The sequence below is a fragment of the Flavobacterium sp. GW821-FHT11G01 genome (assembly GCF_058808175.1).
Genome location: NZ_JBXARK010000009.1, coordinates 145,536 through 166,599, shown reverse-complemented (window position 1 = coordinate 166,599; position 21,064 = coordinate 145,536). Strand labels below are relative to the sequence as shown.

Genomic DNA, 21,064 nt, shown 5'->3' with positions numbered 1-21,064 from the left:
ACAAATCTAATACTATGAAAAAAACTCTACTTTGTTTTCTTTTATTATTTTCCAATTTATTTTATGCACAAGTTACTTCAATTTCCATCTGCCAAGGAACTTCTTTTAATCTAACTTCCCTTAAAGCCGATTTTATTGGCAATTTAAATCCAGCTGAAACGTCTGTGACTTATTTTTTAAGTGAAACCGATGCATTAAGCAACACAAATGTGATTGCAAATCCAGCAACTTACACAGGTTCTGTTGGTCTAATGAAAATTTATGGGAGAATTGACAATAATGGTACTATTTCAACCAATTATTTTAATCTGACTACATTTCCTGCCATAAATGTTACTGCTTCACATAAACCAATTTTATGTAAAGGCGAGACGACAGCTTTGAGTCTTAGTTCTTCTGGAGGAAATGCACCTTATCTCTATTCTGTAAACGGAAGTACCTTTACAACAAATGATTATTACACTAATTTACCCGCTGGAACATATAATATAGAGGTAAAAAGTCAAAATGCTATTTGCCTAAATACTAAACTTACTTATGTTGTTCCTGAACCTACAGCTTTAGTGGCAACGTCAATGATTGCCGACCAAAACGTAATAATTGTTACCGCTAGTGGGGGAACAGGCTCTTATCAATATTCATTAAATGGAGTAGATTATCAACCTAGTAATGTTTTTTCAAATGCAATTCCTGGAAATTATATTATAAGAGTACGCGATGCTGAAGGATGTGGTGCAAGAGTAAATACAACAGTTTTTCCTTTTTTAAATGTAACTGCATTTATCACCAAAGATTTAGATTGTTCAGGCAACGGCAATAATGGGATAATAACGGCAAATGCTACAGGTGGTCAAGGGCCTTATACTTATTCAATTAATGGATTTATCTATCAAACCTCTAATATTTTTAATAATCTTAATCCGGGTACATACAATATAACGGTTAAAGATGCTTTAAATTCGATTTCAAATCCATTTGCAATAACAATTGCACCTTTTGTTAATGTTACTGGTGTCGCACTGGTTACGAATGCCACAAGCTGCAGCGGTGCATCAATTCTTGTTCAAGCAACTTCTGGTAATGGGCCTTATGTCTATTCTATGGATAATGGGCAAACTTTTACTAATAGCAATGTTTTTAATAATCTGGCTCCTGGCAATTATGTCTTTTTAATTAAAGACAGTAAAGGCTGTGTTTCCGCTCCACTGTTTAATACTGTACAGCCTCCCTTGCCACCGTTAACAATAACTACCGCAAACACGCCAGTATTATGTTGGGGCGAAAAAACAACTTTAACAATTGCGGCTGCAGGAGGACAATCACCTTATCAATATTCAATAAATAATGAGCCTTACACTAGTGGGAATGTTTTTGCAAATCTTAAAGCAGGAAATTATACCCTTAAAGTAATTGACGCTACAGGCTGTACAAGCACGCTCCCATATACAATTACTGAACCATCGGCTGTAAATGCAGAAATAGTAATTGACGGAAATACGATATCAATTCTGGACGTAACAGGAGGAACCGGAACTTATCAATACGCGATTGATAATGGCAGTTTTCAAGCTAATAATGTTTTTACAAATGTTACTGTAGGATTACACCATGTGAGAGTAAAAGATTCAAATAATTGCGAGCCGGGAAGTTTTTGGGCGGAGATAGCGAGTCCTATTGTGGCTGCTATTTCAATTACTAAACCAATAGAATGCACAAGCAATGCCGAAATTACGGTTACTGCAACCGGCGGATTTACTCCTTACGTTTATTCTATTAATGGCGGAACATTTCAGTCCAGCAACATATTTACTAATCTAGTTGCTGGAACATATACCATTACTGTAAAAGATAATGACGATAAATTATATACAAAATCGATAACAATTAGTCCGTTAACGCCTATTTATCCTGACTTTTTAATTGACAAGCAAACGTTGACTATTAATGGGCAAGCTGGAACAGCGCCTTACCAATATTCCGTAGATGACAGTCCGTTTCAGACAAATAATGTCTTTACAAATTTAAGCCCTGGCTTTCATAACGTTTATATAAAAGATTCAAAAGGCTGTCAATCTTTCGTTTTTATGGTTACTATTGAAAATGTAAATCCATTAACGGCTTCAGTTGTGCTTACGAAAGAAGCAGATTGTATGAGCAATGCCGTAATTACTGTCAATGCTTCTGGAGCAACTACACCATATACTTATTCTATAAATGGCGGCACTACATTTCAAGCCAATAACGTTTTTAGCAATTTAAATGCTGGAACCTATTCAATTGTTGTCAAAGATGCCAATAACAATTTAGCAACCTCAAACAATATTACTGTTTCACCTTTAACCTTTCCTATAATTTCTGTATCAAAAGTTAATCCGACGTGTTACCAAGGCACCGACGGAATGATAAATGTACAAACGATAGGCGGAAAAGCTCCTTACTTGTATTCAATAAACAACAGTAGTTTTGTTCCAACAAATGTTTTTACAAATTTAGTGGCAGGTGTTTATAATGTAACGGTAAAAGATGCAAGTGGATGCCTTACTTCATATTACATAACAATCGACGGACCTTCTCCTATAACAATAACTACGAGCGCAACAAACTCAACGACAATTAATAATAACAATGGTAAAATAACAGTTGCAGCAACTGGAGGAGTTTTCTCTTATACCTACGCTTTGACAAATTTTAACGGAATAATTATTAGGGCTTTTCAATCCTCAAATATTTTTGACGGCTTACAAGCGGGATTGTATGGCGTACAGGTAAAAGATGCAAATGGATGTATTGCTTCAAAAGATGCTATTTCGATTATAAATAAAATCAATACCCTTTCGGCAACAGTTGCTATTACGCAAATGACATGCAACAATCCTGTTGGAACGCTTACTGTTACAGCTACTGGAGGAACTGCACCTTATCAATATTCTCAAGATAATGGAATTACGTATTTATCTTCAAATGTATTCAATGTAACAGCAGGATCTTATACGCTAAAAGTACGTGATGCCGACAATAATACAGTGGTCTTGCCAGCAACAATTGGTGATCAAACAACTCCTACGTTTTATTATAATACGTATAAGGGAATTTGCTCTACATCTGATGAGGACCGCGGCGGTATAACAATTGCAGCATATGGAGGACAGGCTCCTTATACCTATTCCTTTAATGGTGGTCCTTTTGTAGTACATGATGATTTGTATGAAAAATTAGAGCCAGGAACCTATATTTTTTCAATTAAAGATGCTAATGGATGTACTTCGATCACACAGAGTTTTACAATTGAAGAGCCAGATCCAATTATCTCAAAAGTAATTGTCGAAAATCAAACTATAACAGTAAAGGCTCTCGGTCAAGGCCGTTCCTATGAATATTCTCTTGATAATATCACCTTTCAGTCAAATAATGTTTTTTCTTATCTGAAAAAAGGTATTTATACAGTATATATCAGAGATTATAAAGGCTGTACAGCAATGCATTCTGATATAAGCATTTCTGAACCAACTTCCCTTTCTGCCAATTTTGAAATAACACCTTTAACCTGTGATATTTCAACAGGAAAACTAAATATCATTGCACTTGGAGGTGTCGCTCCATATCAATACTCTATTGATAACGGGAACACTTATACTACTACAAATTTATTTACTAATTTATCCCCCGGAAGTTATACGATCATTGTTAAAGATGCTCAGAATACTACAGCATCCTCAATTGCTATTATAAAACCTATCGCTCCCTTAGCCATCACAACTGCTGTTACTAAAGGCATTGATTGTTTAAGCAATGCTTCGATAAATGTTACTGCTATAGGAGGAAATGCACCTTACACTTACTCAATAGGAAACGGATATACTGCATCGAGCACTTTTACTAATCTAACGTCTCAGACCTATACTGTCAGCGTAAAAGATGCTTCTGGATGTATTGCCAACACTAGCGCTACAATATCACAACCGGCTCTTTTATCTTTATCTAATGTTGTAGAAAATAGTAAAACACTTAACAGCGTCGACGGAAAAATTACAATTACAGCTTCGGGCGGAACAGCTCCATATCAATATGTACTCAAATATGAAAATGGCGCACAAATTGTTGGCCCGCAAAGTTCTCCTATTTTTGAAGGTTTATATGTTGGAAAATATACAACAGAAGTAACGGATGCTGCAGGATGTATCACAAATAAATCTGGCATACTTGTCACTTCAGATAAAATTTTCGGTACTCTTATGACATCACCTATTACTTGTACAGCTTTAGGAACTATAACCATAAATGCAGCAGGCGGTAAATATCCTCATCAATATTCTTTTGATAATGGAATTAATTATGGTTCATCTAATATAGCTTCAAATTTACAAGCAGGAACTTACACTATAAAAGTTAAAGATGCGGGTGGTGATATACTTACGCTTTCTGCTACTCTAACTCCAGTAAGTCAATTGGTCGCTACAACGACTATTACTTCTCCTGTACATTGTAATGGAAGCAAGGATGCAGTTATTCAGGTAACCGTTTCTGGAGGAAAAGCTCCATATAGCTATTCGTTAAATGGAAACGCTTATCAAACTAGCAATATCTTCTCTAATCTCTCTGCTGGCACTCATGCAATAGCGGTAAAAGATAGTAATGAATGTTCTTCTGTTATGGCGATTACTATAACGGAACCTAATCTATTAATTTCTACGGTAGAAGTTACAAATCAAACCATCAAGGTAAATGCTGCTGGCGGAAGTGGAGGTTATAGATATGCAATATCTCCTAATTTGAACCAGTTTTCAGCAAATAATACATTCTCAAATTTAACACCTGGAACTTATAGCGTTGTTACTTCCGATTTAAATGGATGTATTGTATTGATAGATGTTGTTGTTGATCCAATTGCTCCAACAATTAAGGGACAAAGTAAATTGACAGTAGATTTTAAAGCGGGACAAACTTTAGCAGATTTAATAATTGACGGACAAGATGTTAAATGGTATAGTTCTCCGGGAAGTTCTTCAACTGGAAAAACAAACAAATCTACCACTGAAACTCCTCTGCCATTAACAACAATTTTAGTCGACGGAACTACTTATTATGCTTCGCAAACTATTAACGGAATTGAAAGCAAGGAGCGTCTTGCTGTAACGGCTAAAGTAAATGGAGCGCTTTCGACACCAGATTTTAATTTGACTGCTTTCCAGTTTTATCCAAATCCTGTGCAAGATATATTGACAATTAAAAACAATTTGGTAATTGACGATGTTGAAATTATTGATGTATCTGGAAAATCTATTGTCTTCAAAAAAATCAATGATCTTCAGTCCGAAATTGATTTATCAAACCTTCCGAGCGGTATTTATCTAATGAAAGTAAAATCGGATGGCAAAGAAAAAACAATAAAAGTCATTAAAAAATAATCCTTTTCAAAAACAATAAAAAAAGCCTTCATTTTAAATAATGAAGGCTTTTTAATTTTATACTATTTCCTGCGAATCAATTTCTACTTTTGAAACCGAATGTTTTTTCAATGAAAAATAAGCAACAACGGTACTCAATAACATTAAAAAACCTCCTAAAACAAATGGTGCTCCGGCAAACTTGAAAGGTGCATCGCTATGAGTAAAAAAGTAAAATGTATTGGCCATCATTGGCGGACCAATGATTGAAGACGCACTCATTAAACTGGTCAAAGTTCCCTGAATTTCTCCTTGTTCACTTGGCGATACTTTGCTGGCAACTACCGACTGAAGTGCCGGGCCTGCAATTCCGCCAAGACAATAGGGAATCAAAAATACAAACATCATCCAGCTTTCTGTTGCAAAAGCAAATAATAGCATTCCGATTGTGTATAATGCTAAACCAATATAAATACTTTTTTCGTTACCAATTTTTGGGTTAATATAACGAACTAATCCGCCTTGAACAGCTCCAACTAAGAGGCCAATTATTCCCAATGAAATTCCGATCATTTTTTCATCCCAATTGAATTGATAAATAGTGAAGAAACTCCAATTGCTTTGAACCGCATGCGAACCCACATACAAAAGAAATATTGCTGAAATAAGTCCAATTAACTCTGGATGCTTCTTTAAACCTAAAATTGCTCCAACTGGATTGGCTCGTTTCCAATCAAAAGGTCGGCGGTTTTCTTTTTTAAGTGATTCAGGCAAAATGAAAAATCCGTACAAGAAATTCACCATACACAAAACTGCAGCTGCATAAAATGGAACTCGAGACCCATATTGACCTAATAAACCGCCAATAACTGGCCCGATAATAAATCCTAAACCAAAAGCAGCTCCAACTAAACCAAAGTTTTTTGCTCTGTTTTCGGCTGTACTTACATCGGCAATATAAGCAGAAGCTGTTGTGATACTTGCGCCTGTTACTCCGGCAATAATTCTTCCAATAAAAAGCCAAAGAATTGTTGGTGAAAAGGCTAAAAGAAGATAATCTAATGAAAATCCGAAAAGGGAAATCAAGATAATAGGCCTTCTTCCGAATTTATCGCTCAAATTTCCAATAACTGGTGCAAACACAAACTGAGTTATCGCATAAGCGAAAGTCAGCCAACCGCCAATTTTTGCCGCTTCACTGATGTCACCGTGAATTAGTTCTTCAATTAATTTTGGAATTACAGGAATAATAATTCCCCATCCGGTAATGTCAATTAACATGGTTATGAAAATGAAACCAATCGCCGCAGATTTATTTTTTTGTAGCATCGTAATTTTAGTAAGTTGATACAAATAAACATATTTTTCAATTAACAATAAAAAAATCCCAAACTCCGTAATGGAATTTGGGACTTTTCGTCTAAAATTAAATCAAAATTAATGGGTATGTTTAGGATTAAAACCGTCTTCGCTTAATTCGGTTGGCGTATAATCCGCTACCATTTCAGCTTCGTAATCGATTTTATCTCCTTTAGAGAATTTGTGAATAATTTTCTCCATGATATTATAAATAACCGGAACCACAATCAGGGTTAGGAATAAAGAAGAAATTAATCCTCCGATAATTACCCAAGCCAATCCGTTTTTCCATTCAGCTCCAGCTCCAGATGCCAATGCAATTGGGAACATACCAAATACCATCGCAATTGTAGTCATCAAAATCGGACGTAAACGAGCGTGATTCGCCTGAATTAATGCCGTTCTGATTGATTCTCCAGCTGCTCTTCTTTGGTTCGTATAATCGACAAGCATAATCGCATTCTTACACACCAGACCAATCAACATGATAATACCTAAAATGGTAAAGATGTTTAATGAATTGTTGGTCAAAGCCAATGCCAACATCGCACCAATAAACGAAAGCGGGATAGCAAACAATACCACAAACGGGTGAACGAAACTGTCATACAAACTCACCATTACCAGGTAAACCAAAATAATAGCAGCTAATAAAGCGATTCCCAAAGTACCAAAACCTTCCGATTGATTCTCCTGGTCACCTCCCCAGATATAGTTTACACCAGCTGGTTTTTGAAGTTTATCTAATTTCGCTTGCCATTGTGTAACAATTGTTCCTGAAGGAACCCCAACGTTTTGTCCTTTTACAGTTACCGACGCTGATTTATCTCTACGCTCTAACTGGCTAGGTCCTGAACCTTCTGTAATAGTTGCAAATTGAGATAATTTAATTTGTTGACCAGCAGCATTGATGAAAATCAAATTACTAACATCTGTAATACTTTTTCTGTCGAATGCATTGTATCTGATATTGATATCATATTCGTATTCTCCAGCTCTGTATTTACCGTCTGTATTTCCACTAAAAGCGGTTTGCATTGTTAAACCAACTGTTTGTAATGTCAATCCTAAAGCAGCCATTTTATCACGATCTACTTTAACGTTAATTTCAGGGTTACCATCTTCAACGGTTAATTTGATCTCTGTTGTTCCGGGAATAGTACGTAATTCAGCTTCCGCTTTTTTAGCAAATTCCATAGCCGCTTCTGTTGAAGGACCTGTTACAATTAATCCTAAAGTTGCATCTTCAGCAGTACCTAAAATACCAACCGGAACTGTTTTTACTTTTGCTCCAACTAATACTTTTTCTAATTTACGTTTGATTTTCGCTGCGTAAACATTTGCATCATCTGTACGATCTTTTTGTTCGATCATTTTTACGTCAATCTCTGCTTTATAAGCTGTAGCTTGAGACGCTCCAAAACCTTCAGAAGTTTGTCCAACTGTTGTAATTTGACTGTGAACATATTCCTGAGCTTTCAAATAAGCTTCTGCTTTTTGCGTCATGAAGTTCGTTTGTTCTAACGAAGCATCTTTTGGCATTTCGATTTGAACTAAGAACTCTCCACTATCAGAAGAAGCGAAAAACTCTCCTCCAATGAAACCTCCGCCCATTAATCCAATTGTCGAAGCAAAGAACAATACAACAACAACGATAAATGTTTTAATATAATGATCCAAACACCAGGTCAATAATTCAGAAACCCAGTTAGTGAAACGTGTTAAATAACTTTCGAAACCAAGAATAATTCTTCCGAATAAATTCTTCCCTTCAATATGCTCTAATTTACCAAAACGAGATGATAACCAAGGAATAATAGTAAATGAAGCTAAAAGTGATAGTAAAGTTGATATAATTACGGTAACACAAAATTGTGTAATAATATTAGAAACCAAACCAGAACTCATCGCAATCGGCAAGAATACCACCACAATTACTAAAGTAATCGAAGTTACAGTTCCACCAATTTCTGCAGTTCCATCGTATGATGCACGAATTCGGCTTTTACCCATTTCCATGTGCCTGTAAATATTCTCCAAAACCACAATCGCGTCATCGACCAGAATACCAACCACAAGAGATAATCCTAATAAACTCATTAAGTTCAAAGTATATCCCATCAAATAAATACCAATAAATGTTGCAATCAAAGAGGCCGGAATAGAAACCATTACAATCAATGAGTTTCTAATACTGTGCAAGAAGAACAACATTACAAATGCTACCAGAATTACCGCAATCAATAAATCGTGAACAACAGAGTCTGCTGCTTCAAGAGTAAAGATGGTACTGTCTTTTGCAACTTCTAATTTTAAGTGATTTTTTTCATAATCTTTTTCAAGAATGGCAATTGTTTTCAATAATTGCTCACTTACCGCAACGGCGTTTGCATCTGATTGTTTAACAATTTGTAAAACAATCGCACTTTTTTGATCTACACGAGATATTTTCTCCGCTACTTTTTGAGTATCCTGAACATCAGCAATATCACTTAAACGAACCTGAATTCCGTTTTGAGAAGAAACAACCAGGTTTCTTAATTCTTCAACACTTTTATATTTACCCGCTAAACGAATTAATATTTTTTGATTACGAGTTTGGATGTTTCCTGTTGGGAAATCTAAGTTCGAACTCAAAATATTTTGTTGAACCTGAGGAATCGATAATCCGTAACCCTGCATTTTTACTGCATCAAGATTTACCTGAATCTCACGTTCCTCACCACCAATAATATTAACCTGCGCTACCCCTTGTACACGAGATAAAATAGGAGCAATTTTTTTATCAATTAAGTCATAAAACTCTGCTTCGTCCATTTTTCCGTTGGCACCAAGCGTCATGATTGGTAAATCACTCAGCGAGAATTTGGTTAACGAAGGCGTTTCTGCATCATCTGGTAAGTCACTAATAATCGCATTGATTTTTCGTTGCGCGTCATTTAATGAAAAATCGACTTTTGCATTTGATGTTAGTGTAATCGAAACAATAGATAAACTTTCGTATGATTTTGAATCAATTTTCTTGACATTCTCCAAGGATGCGATCGCATCTTCAATTTTCTTGGTTACTGTATTTTCTACCTCACTTGGAGAAGCTCCAGGATAAATTGTAGAAATTGTAATAACGTTTTGCTCAAATTTAGGGATCAGCTCATAACCTAACTGGCTGTAACTGAACAATCCACCAAGTGTCAGAATTGTAAACAATACAATTACTAACGACGGACGTTTTATGGATATTTCGGCTAATTTCATATATTTTTTCTTTATGCTTTAGGCTGTAGGCTTTAGGCTTTAAGCTTTTGATCAGCTTATTGCCTATAGCTTACGGCTTATAGCCAAATAATTATTTAATAATTTCTACTCTGTTACCGTCTTGTAAATTAATCTGACCGGTAGTAATTACTTTTTCGCCATCAGATAATCCATTGATGATTTCTACCTGATCTCCTAAAATTCTTCCAGCAGTTACTTTTTTCAATTTTGCAATACCATTTTCAGCTACAAAAATCTCGTTGCTGCTTACACTTCCTACGAATGCATTTCTAGGTACAACCATCAAATGTTGTTTTTGTTGGTTTGAAGCAAAATTTGCTGTTCCGTACATACCTGCTTTCAGGTCATTATTTATGTTGTTTGCAATTTCAATTTCAACTGGGAAATTTAAACTCTCATCAGCTTTTGCAGCAATAAAAGTGATTTTTCCAGAGAAATTTTTATCAGGATAAACACTAGCCGTTACATTGATAGTATTTCCAACTTTTAAACTTGCAACCTGATTTTCGTTTACTGTTACTACTAATTTTAGTTTAGAAACGTTAACGATATCAAACAATGCAGTTGCCGGCATTCCTGTTAAGATAGATCCTGGCTCAATGTATTTTTTATTGATAAATCCGTTGATTGGCGCTTTTACTCTTGTATCACCAACATTAATGTTTGCCTGAGTTAAGCTAGACTGAGCATTTGTTAAAGCCAATTTCGCCTGATCTAATTGTTGTTTTGTAACACCACCCGTTTTAAAAGCATTTTCATATCTGGCATAATCTGATTTTGCATTTGCGTATACAGCCTGTGCTTGTTGTGCATTTACATTGATTACATCTCCACGAACTGTCAATAAAGTTTGACCAACTCTTACATAATCTCCTTCTTTTGCCAAGACGCTGATTACTTTTCCTGATTTTTCAGCAGAGAAAGTCAATTGCTGAATTGGTTGGAAATTACCATTTGCAACGAAGTCCAGAGAAACTTCTTCTGTTTTTACCGGAGAAATTTTTACTGAAACCGCAGCATTTTTTTCTGCTACGATATCGGTTTTTGCTTTATTCTCCTTCTTATTATTATTTAAGATATATCCAATCACCCCTAAAGCTGCGATTATGATTACGATTGTTATAATAGTTTTCTTCATTGTAATTAGTTATTTAATAAGAGTTTTTAGTTCGCCTTTCGATTTGATTAGTGTTATCTCAGCAATTTTATAATTTAAAACTGCTCTTGTAAAATTATTTTGAGCTTCAAGAGATTCGTTTTCAGCATCCAATAAATCGGTTAATGATGCTAATCCCTGAAGGTAATTGTTTTTTGTATCGCTTAAAATTTCTTTAGCCAAACGCATGTTTTCCTTTTGATTCTGAATCGTGATAAGGTTGTTCTCAATTTGAGCCATTGCGTTTCTGTAATCCAAATCAAGAGAAAGTTTGGTATCTTTAATATCTTCCTGAAGTGATCTGATTTCAACATCTGCTTGTCTTACTTTGGCACGGGTTCCGAAACCGGTAAAAATTGGCACATGTAAATTCAATCCAATTGCGGAGTAATCAGACCAATAAACCCCATCTCTCGGTTTTCCAAAAAGAGGCATTTCTGGCCCCTGACCGATATAATTATAACCGGCAACTAAGTTTAATGTAGGGTAGTAAAGTGCTTCAGTAGCTTTCTTATTAAATACTAATAATTCTTCTTGTTTTTTCAAAAGCAAATATTCTGTTCTGTTTTCTACATTAGGAACTTCTGTTAATGCAGCAGGAACCACTTGAAATTCTTCTTTTGGAATCTCGATTTGGGCTTCAATAGGCATTCCCATATAAAACTTCAACGCATTTTCCTGTAAAGTAATCTGATTTTTAATTTGTTGACGCTCTGTATCAATGTTTGACATTTTTACCACAATACGGTCTAAATCAATTTTTTTAGCCAGACCATTATCAAATTGTCCTTGTACGATATTGCGAACTTTAGTTGTATTTACGTAGTTACTATCTAATAAAATTAATCTTTCGCGTTGTACATAAACACCATAATAGTTATTTGCAACTCTTTCAATAACTTGTTCTTCAGTCAATTGATCGTTTATTTGATAAAATTCACGAGTAGATTTAGCTGCTCTTAATCCCGTAAAAACAGATTGATCAAACAAGGCCTGACTCAAAGATATTCCGGCACCAGAAGTCCATTTTTGACCAAAAGTAGCCTGAATAGAAGTTCCCGGCTGACCAAAAGATCCTCCATCGATTACACTGGTTTGTAGAATAGGATTGTATGTTAAACTTGCGTTACCTGAAATTTGTGGTAAGGCTCTTGAGCGAATTTCCTGAATTTGATACTCACTATTTTCAACCTGTAGTTTAGATTTTTTAGCATCCGCTTTATTTTGCAGCGCGTATGTAAGAGCCTCTTTTAAGGTTAGGGTTTTGACTTGTGCGTTGGCAGTCAAGCCAATTGAACACAAAAATATAAGAATTATTCGTTTCATATAGATTGATTAATTAAGTACTAAATTTTTTAAGTTGTTTTTCTAATTCGATTATTCCCTTTTCGGTTGCCATAGCTCTGGTGTGATATTCCAAAGCTTCTAATTCTATTTTTTGTGCTTCTCTTTCAGAGACCGTAGTGGCATTAATATGAAAAATTAGGGTGTAATAAAATTTCACATAAATATCAATATTCAAATCTGCTCTGTATAAATTCTCGCTAATTCCTTTTAAGATATTATCTTTAAAATAATGATTGCACTGATCAATTTCATGCGTCATTACATTTTGATAGATTTCAGGATAATGTTTTTTTAACTGATAAAGGGGTGAAGTATCAGTTGCGTTTTTAAACATATCACGAAACATTTCACGAATTTCAAAGTTCTCATGAATAGCATTATAATTTTTTGCAACAATAGTATCAATAACCTCATGAACTTGCTTATGAACCATTGAAGTGCTTTCTTCAATCAACACTTCTTTATTACAGAAATATTTGTAAATCGTTTTTTTAGAAATACACATTTCGCCTGCAATATCATCCATCGTAACACTTTTAAAACCGAGTCTTAAAAATAATTCACTCGCTTTTGATATGATTTTCTCTTTCATTTTAATTCAAATTGCATTACAAATATAATTAGGAAACTAAAAGCTAAAAAATAGTTTCCATTATTTTTGTAATAATTTTACATTAATTTATTCATTATGTAAGATTTATATGCTAAATTCTAAGTTTGCGATTAGTTTAATGTCTTTTCCTAAGGCCAGACCGCCATTGAAATTAAATGCATTATAATCTAATCCAAAGTCCTGACGTTTGATATCACCCTTAATTTCAAAAGCAACTTTCTTCTGTCCGTTATAAGAATTGACACCAATAAACTCGGCATCAAGTTCTACCACTTTGGTAACATCTTTAATCGTTAAATCACCTTTGAAAAAATTGATATTATCGTTGATTTTCTGAAAAGAAGTCGATTTAAAACTGATAATAGGATGTTCGTTTACATTGAACAAGTCATTCAATTGCATATGAGAATCCACGTGCTGAAAACTGTCATTTTTATTATTAATATCTAATGAAAATTCAACCGAAGCATCTTCAATTTCATTGTCTTCAATATTAACGTAACCGTCAAATTTATTTGTAGTTCCTCCTAAATAGGCAATAATCGAATGTCTCATTTTAATTAAAACATCTGATTGACTAGAATCTAAGGTCCATGTTGTTTTCATAATTATTTGGTTTTGTTTAGTTTATAAAGCATCTAAACTTCTTAAGGAAACTTTTATAGTGTTCAGCGTTTCCAATTAAAAGTGCAAATATAGACAGGAAACTCTAAACACCAAACAAGTTTCCAAGTTTTTAAAAAAATAATTTAAATCAATTCAAAATGAGTAATCTTAGAAACAGTTTAAATCTTCATTAGCATTTAAATTTTAGCAGGAAATAATTAACATTTGAGTTGTATCTTTGAACCTCGATAAACAGATTTTCATTTTATGCACGATATTAGTCAGTACCAGGAATTTTTCATTAGCTATTTAGAAAACCAAAGCATAGACAAAGAACCCAAAAATCTTTATGAACCTATTACCTATATTTTAGGACTTGGTGGAAAACGAATGCGCCCCGTACTAACTTTAATGGCCGCAGAAGTTTTTGATGCAGATTATAAAATCGCACTTCCGGCAGCAATGGCGGTTGAGGTTTTTCATAACTTTTCATTAGTTCATGATGATATTATGGATGATGCGCCTTTGCGAAGAGGAAAAGTAACCGTTCATGAAAAATGGAATATCAATACCGGAATTCTTTCTGGTGATGCGATGTTAATTCTGGCTTATCAGTATTTCGAACAATACGAACCGATTATTTTTAGGGATTTAGCAAAATTATTTAGCAAAACGGCTCTTGAAGTTTGCGAAGGACAACAATGGGATGTTGATTTTGAAGAAAGAAACAACGTAACCATTCCGGAATATCTTAAAATGATTGAATACAAAACAGCTGTTTTAGTTGCGGCAGCCATGAAAATGGGCGCAATCGTAGCCAAAACCTCTGAAAAAGAAGCTGATTTAATTTATGATTTTGGCCTAAATTTAGGATTAGCATTTCAATTACAAGATGATTATCTCGACGCTTTTGGAGATCCTGAAACTTTCGGAAAACAAGTTGGAGGAGATATTATCGAAAACAAAAAGACATATTTATATCTAAAAGCTATTGAATTTTCATCTGAAGAAAAAGCGACAGAATTGCAACAATTATTCGGATTGCAATTAGAAGATAATATAGAAAAGATAGAAATTGCAAAAGCGATTTTTAATGAATCAGGCGCTTCAAAAGCGACTCAGGAAGCGATAGAAATGTACACTTTTAAAGCTTTTGAAACTTTAGAAAAAATGGATATTAACGCTGAAAAGAAAGGTATTTTGAGAACTTTCGGTGAAAATTTAATGGGAAGAAAAGTATAGTTTTCTTTTGCCACGAATTACACGAATTTTTATCATAATAAAATTTACAAACCCGACAGTTTTTTTAAACCTGTCGGGTTTGTCTTTTATGGATATTAGAAAAGTTCATCAGGGTCAATTAAATCCGATAATTTTTGTTTTAAATCTTCTTCTAAAATGGTTAAACCGTATTGATAAGAAGCGTTCATCCATCCAAAACCTTCTTCCGTTATAAAATTAAATTCAGTTCCTACGTTTCCATATTCTGCAAAAATTTTATGCGAGCTTATTGATAAATCAAACTTCTCCGGAATGGTTCCGTTATAATCAACCGCATTTCTGGTAATCAGCCAAAGCCATCGATACACCATTTCCTGTGCTTCTTCATTAAAATTATAATTCAGTAAGCCTTCCCACAAAAGCATTTGATGCGGTGCCCAGCCAAAAGGATAATCCCATTGACGAATTGGCGAATTCTGATCTAATGCTGCAATTGATTCTTTGGTACTGCCTGCAATTCCGCCTTTCATTTTAAATTTCAGAAGTGTCTTTTTAACCAAAATTTCTGCTTGTTCCTGCGTACTTATTTTCGCCCAAAGCGGATAAAATGTTGTCGCCGCTTCAAATAAATGTTGTTCCTCGGTTACAAAATTGTAATCAAAATAGATTCCGTTTTCCTTATTCCAGCAAAGCTCATTAATCTTTTCTTTTCTGGAAGTCGCTTTTGAAATCCAATATTCGCTCGAAAAAGATTTGTCTTCAAAATATTGAAATTCATTTTTAAAATATTTTTCAATTAAAAAAGCAATATCAGTTTCATACTTATAAAGCAAACTATTAATCGCAACTGTGTTTAAATTAGCACAAATTCCGACCAGTCTATTAGTTGTATCGTGCCCGCTTTCTCGCATACTTCTGTCATGAATAAAGTACTTATCAAGCTCAGCATCTACAACTTCTCTTTCGAGATATTTCTTTTCGAATTCACGCGTAGACAAATTATATTTAGGCGCATATTGTTCCAAAATATCATCAAAATGCCCTTCTTCAACTTCAAACGGAAGTCCGATTCCTTCTGCTTTGTAACGATTCAATCCGTTTGCAGTAAGTCTTTTACCTTCTTCCATCCAAACGGTCTGATATTCTTTTATTGCGGTTTTTAAATGTCTTTCAATCCAAAAAATATCCGGATTCGACTTTTCTAAAACATCTATAATTAGCGATGTATAAAGCGGCGGTTGCGTACGGGTTAAATAATAACTGCGGTTGGCATTCAGAATTTTTCCGTAATGATCAATTTGATATTTGAAATTCTCTGCAATGCCTAAAGCAAGATCGATTTTGTCATCAATTAAAAGTCCTTTGGCAATAAAATAACTGTCCCAGCCGTACATTTCATTGAATCTTCCGCCGGGAACTACAAACGGAACGCCTGATATTTCGTTGTTTTTTATCTGAAGTGCCAATGCTAAAATTCCAGGTTTTTTATTGAGCGACAATACATATTCAGGTGTAATGTTTTTAGGCATTTGTATCACCTTCAATTTTGGAATTGCAGCTTCTAATTTCCTGAAATAATCAAAAACAATTTCATCGCCAAAAGGTACATACAAATACGCTATTTCATTTTCGATTTTATCATCTTCCAGGATTTTCTTTACACCAATTGCATCTATTGTTCGGGTAAGCCCCTTCCAATACAAATCTTTTATTTTTCTTGAAATTCTTTGTACAGGATCTTCCGTAATTTCATTTAAATCTATTACTGCAAATTCAGTGTTGTTTTTTTTAGCCAGAGCCAATTCCTGTAATAAATTTGAAAGCTGATAAGTTCCTTCAATCACTGCCGGATTCCCATCCAAATCATACAGCAAAAATTTTTTTGGACCATTATCATCAATCGTTATTTTTTTATCGCCATCAGTATCTTCCTGAGCCAATAATTTTTCGATCGTTTGGGTTATATGTAATTTAAATTTCATCTTTTGCAGTTATTTTTTTAAGAATAAAAAAGGATATCAATAAAAAAGTCATTGGAATTAATGTAAAGTAAAATGCCTTTTCCGGTCCTTCATTTTTAAACAGCCAACCCGTTATTCTGGAACCTAATGTTCCGCCAAGAGCTGAAAAAATCACAATTAATCCAGTCATTGAACTTTGCAGATTTTTAGGCAAAGCACTTAATACAATTGAATTTAATAACGGATAAATAGGTGCAATAAATAATCCGATTAAAGGAAATGCGAAACCAATTAAAGGAATATCTGAAAGTGTATTGATACTTTTTACTTCTAATCCTACCGTTTTTGGAAGCACAAAAATGACAATCAACATGGCAGAAAGTATGCAGAAACTTAAAACCCAAATCCAATTTACTTTTTTGGTTACAATGCCTGCAATTAGTCTTCCAATTGCTAACGAAATTGCCAAAATACTCGCCATCATAATACTGATATTTTCTGGCAGATGAAGCACTTTTGTATTAAATGTAGGCAACCACGACAAAATTCCCTGTTCTATCATTACAAACAAAAAAACACTAATTACAAAAATAACCGTAAGCAATTTTGCCATTAATTTGAACATTTGCAGAAAATCGTCTTTGAGATTTGCTCCTGCTGCAACTTCAGTTTCTTCGAATTTTACAAAAAGTAAAAAGAGAAAAGAGAGAAACGATAGTCCTGCCAAAAACCAATAGACATTCAACCATGAATTAGGATCATTTTCGTTATTAAAAGCCGGAAATAAAAAATAAGCCAATGCAATTCCGACCATAAAAAATCCTTCAATACTGCTCATTAAAGCATTGTGTTCTTTTTTGGTTTCGGTCACAGTTCCAATCAATGAATAAACGGAAACTTTAATCAAAGCAAATGAAACTCCTACGGTTGCGAAAAGAATTTTAGCATTGTCAAAAGAGTTTCCAAAATACATAGAAATACAAGCTAACGTAACCAGACCCAAACCGATAAGCATCGATTTTCTATAGCCAATTCTTGGTAAAAAAGAAGCTATAAAAAAAGATACAATGGCAATTGGCATGTCTTTAAAAGCTTCTAAAATACTAGCCTGAACTTCATCTACTCCATAATTTTTTTGCGATTTTAAAATCACAATCCCTACGCTGTTTAATAAAATAGCAAAGACAAAATAATTGAGGTAAAGAGAGATTTTAATTCCTATGTTTTTCATTTTTTATTTGTTTGTCTATGCTTTGGCTTGCGGTTATTGTTTGAAAATTTAACACATAGAAACATAGTTTAGTTTTCGTTAAAAGGCATTTCACTTGCATTAAATAACATAGACTATGTGTTGAAACTAGTTTCTTTTTTGCTCTTTTTTTTAAACAATAAAATCTATGTTTCTATGTGTTTAATATTTTTTTATTCGTTGTGGTTACGGTGTGAGAGACGCACTGCTGTGCGCCTCTACAATACCGCATATCATTTGATTTATATAAATTTAGAAATTAATCGCTACAGAAAATCTAAAAGCGCGTCCTAAAATTGGTCTTGCCATAAACACATCGCTTGCTGCTGATGTTGTTTGTCTCGGATCTCCTTCTGTTAAACCAATTTCATTGAATAAGTTCGAAGCATCAACTGCAAAACGAAGATTATTATAAGTATAATTTAACCCTGCTCCTACTTCTTTATAAGCTGGCAAAACTTGTCTGTTATCCTGATTCGTGAATTTTTTATCATAATAAGAAAACTGAACATAAGCGGTAAAATCTTTTGTAATATCTACTTCCGGTCTTAGGTTACAGAAAAATTTAGGGATTCTTCGCGCTGTATTTCCATTGAAATCAAATGTAGAACCATCAGCATTTGTACCAGTAAAATTATCGTATTCCGGTTTTTGAACAGTAAATGTAAAGTTCAGTTTTACCATTTCATATCTTGCATTGGTTTCGACTTCAAGACCAATATTGTTTACGTCGGCAAATTTATTTTCTGAAGATCCATCAGATAAAATATCGGTGAAAGCCACATTTTTTAAACCCATGTGAAACAAGTTAGCATTCACAGAGAAGAAAGAATTAGAATATTTATAACCCAATTCAAACTGATTTACTTCTGTATTCTCCAATTTGCTTAAATCGGCAGCATTGTCGTAAAATGATTCTTCAATTGGCGATCTAAATCCGTGGCTGTAACGAACGTATGAAGCCATATTGTCGTTGAATTTGTAGTTTCCTGCAGCTGTATACGACCATTCGCTCACATCATATCTCCAATAAGTATACGGATTTCCTTTTACAGTTGTCACCGCATCATCAGCCGTATTGTTGTCTAAAATTCCTAAATCTTCAGCAAAAAATCTGGCGTTATCTCTGTATCCTGAATATTTGTCTTTATTGTATCTCAAACCTGCATTGAAGGTTAAATTATCTGTTGCTTTAATTTCGGCGTCAGCATAAATATCATTCAAAAGTCCTTTTGTCTGAGCGTCTCTTTCTAACCAGGTGATTCTCTCAACACCATTCCACGTATGGTCAACTCCGGTTGTATTGTCTTTTACGTTTAACAATCTCGGATTGTCTGAAACGCCAACTAAATAAGAATTCCAGTTCCAATACTGATTCGATTTCCAGTTAGAATAGTAATAGCCCGCAGTCAATTGCACAGGATCTAAATCAAAAGAAAAAGAGAAATTATTAGCAAAATTGTTCATCTTTTTCTCGATATGCCAAAGATCTGCTCTCATAATCAAAGCATTTGGATCTAAAGTTTGGCCGTTGTCTACATACGAATACGTTAGATTAGCAGCCGTAGTATTTTGAACGCCTGTTGCATAAGCATCTTGTGTCCAAGGTCCGCCATTTGGGAAAATAGCATTGTAATTTAAATCAATATTAGTTTGTTTAAAGGCATTTTTGAAAGTTACTTTTTCCGATATTTTTTTCTTGAATTCAGCTCCAATTGAATTAATTATCGGATGAGAACCATCTTCTAAATCAGCACTAAAAGTTCCGCCACCATATTGAGGCACATTTAAATGACTGAAATTTACTGACGTCAACGTCCCGTAATTTGGATTAAATCCATCAATACCTTCAACTTTTCCGTTATTGCTTTTTAAAGGAATTGGCAAATAGAATGTATTTCTGTCGTCAAGATGTTTGAAGTTTACTCTCAAATAATCATTGTCATCAAATTTATACGTAAGGTTTCCTTTGATTTGTCCTCCTTTATTGGCTGTAAAACCAGTATTTCTCACACCATTATCAGCTCTGTAAAATCCGCCGACATTAAAAAATAATTTATCCTGAATTAAAGCCCCTGATAAGTTAAGATCAGTTCTGAACATTCCGTAATCTGAAGTGGTGAATTTTGCTCTTCCCTGAAAATCATTTTGACCCGTTTTAGAAATAAAGTTGATAATTCCACCCGGCGCATTGTTGGCGAAAATTGATGCCGAACCTCCTCGAACCGCTTCCATTTTGCTTACTGTTTCGTCCAATCTGTAAAACGTATCTGCATTGGCAAATTGCAAAGCGCCATCTTCAAAAACCGGTAAACCGTCTTCCTGAATTTGTACATATTCATAAGCTCCCGCAGACGGAATTCCTCTTGCAAAAAGGTTATTTCCAATTTCTCCTCCCGATGCTTCAACTACAAATCCGGGAATCGTTTGCAATAAAGCTGCCGTGCTTGACGGTGCTCTGTCTTCGATTGCTTTTGCTCCCATTGTAATAATAGCAACACTCGATTCAAGCTTTGACCTCGGACTTGATGATCCTGTAACTACAACTTCTTTCAGACTTTGAGATTCTCCTTCAAGGAGTAAATCTGCCACTACTGATTCTCCTTCTTTTACTGCAATTTTTTTCTCGAAAGTTTTATAGCCCACATTTGTTGCCATAATGGTATAAGTTCCAGCTTCGATATTGGAGAAAGAATATCCTCCGTTTTCATCCGTAATAGTACTTTTTCCTGTTTCCTTAATAGATACATTAGCTCCGGGAATTGTTGCTCCGCTGTCGTCGAATACTTTTCCTGAAACAGTATTTTTTACCTGTGCAAACAGGTTATTTGGAACAGAGATCAGGCACATTATTAAAAATAATATACCTAAATAAGATTGTTTTGATTTCAT

At 34.4% G+C, this 21,064-nt stretch carries 11 protein-coding genes; 2 read left to right on the top strand and 9 right to left on the bottom strand.

Features of this window, described 5'->3' with window-relative positions; genetic code table 11:
- The first annotated feature begins 14 nt into the window (after window positions 1-14).
- Window positions 15-5,405, top strand: a complete 5,391-nt coding sequence (locus tag AC1RRN_RS16670) for a T9SS type A sorting domain-containing protein (RefSeq protein WP_492968378.1) — start codon at window positions 15-17, stop codon at window positions 5,403-5,405.
- Between the two features lie 57 nt (window positions 5,406-5,462).
- On the opposite strand, the gene AC1RRN_RS16665 is transcribed toward AC1RRN_RS16670, so the two are convergent.
- The 6 genes from AC1RRN_RS16665 to AC1RRN_RS16640 all read right to left on the bottom strand — a co-directional run bounded on the left by AC1RRN_RS16665 (window position 5,463) and on the right by AC1RRN_RS16640 (window position 13,741).
- On the bottom strand, window positions 5,463-6,713 hold the full coding sequence (locus tag AC1RRN_RS16665; protein WP_492968377.1) for a TCR/Tet family MFS transporter: 1,251 nt from the start codon (window positions 6,711-6,713) through the stop codon (window positions 5,463-5,465).
- Between the two features lie 108 nt (window positions 6,714-6,821).
- Window positions 6,822-9,998 (bottom strand): efflux RND transporter permease subunit, encoded by a 3,177-nt coding sequence (locus AC1RRN_RS16660; RefSeq protein WP_492968376.1) that lies wholly within the window; start codon window positions 9,996-9,998, stop codon window positions 6,822-6,824.
- Window positions 9,999-10,089: 91 nt separating this feature from the next.
- Window positions 10,090-11,157: an efflux RND transporter periplasmic adaptor subunit gene (locus AC1RRN_RS16655; protein WP_492968375.1), complete on the bottom strand. Its 1,068-nt coding sequence runs from the start codon at window positions 11,155-11,157 to the stop codon at window positions 10,090-10,092.
- Window positions 11,158-11,166: 9 nt separating this feature from the next.
- Window positions 11,167-12,501 (bottom strand): TolC family protein, encoded by a 1,335-nt coding sequence (locus AC1RRN_RS16650; RefSeq protein WP_492968374.1) that lies wholly within the window; start codon window positions 12,499-12,501, stop codon window positions 11,167-11,169.
- A 13-nt stretch (window positions 12,502-12,514) separates the two neighbouring features.
- On the bottom strand, window positions 12,515-13,114 hold the full coding sequence (locus tag AC1RRN_RS16645; protein ID WP_492968373.1) for a TetR/AcrR family transcriptional regulator: 600 nt from the start codon (window positions 13,112-13,114) through the stop codon (window positions 12,515-12,517).
- 105 nt (window positions 13,115-13,219) lie between these two features.
- Entirely contained in the window at window positions 13,220-13,741 is a 522-nt protein-coding gene (locus AC1RRN_RS16640; protein WP_492968372.1) for a YceI family protein, read from the bottom strand.
- A gap of 267 nt (window positions 13,742-14,008) precedes the next feature.
- Here AC1RRN_RS16640 and AC1RRN_RS16635 point away from each other — a divergent pair, with 267 nt between their 5' ends.
- Window positions 14,009-14,983 carry a polyprenyl synthetase family protein gene (locus AC1RRN_RS16635; RefSeq protein WP_492968371.1) on the top strand — a complete coding sequence of 325 codons (975 nt, stop codon included), beginning with the start codon at window positions 14,009-14,011 and terminating at the stop codon, window positions 14,981-14,983.
- 95 nt (window positions 14,984-15,078) lie between these two features.
- Here AC1RRN_RS16635 and AC1RRN_RS16630 read toward each other — a convergent pair whose 3' ends face one another.
- The 3 genes from AC1RRN_RS16630 to AC1RRN_RS16620 form a co-directional block, all read right to left on the bottom strand.
- A complete protein-coding gene (locus AC1RRN_RS16630; RefSeq protein WP_492968370.1) occupies window positions 15,079-16,944 on the bottom strand; it encodes a trehalase family glycosidase in 1,866 nt (621 codons plus the stop codon).
- Window positions 16,934-18,154, bottom strand: coding sequence for an MFS transporter (locus tag AC1RRN_RS16625; RefSeq protein ID WP_492968369.1), 1,221 nt, complete (start codon window positions 18,152-18,154; stop codon window positions 16,934-16,936). Before AC1RRN_RS16625 ends, AC1RRN_RS16630 begins: the two co-directional genes overlap by 11 nt.
- Before the next feature lie 270 nt (window positions 18,155-18,424).
- Window positions 18,425-21,064 (bottom strand): TonB-dependent receptor, encoded by a 2,640-nt coding sequence (locus AC1RRN_RS16620; RefSeq protein ID WP_492968368.1) that lies wholly within the window; start codon window positions 21,062-21,064, stop codon window positions 18,425-18,427.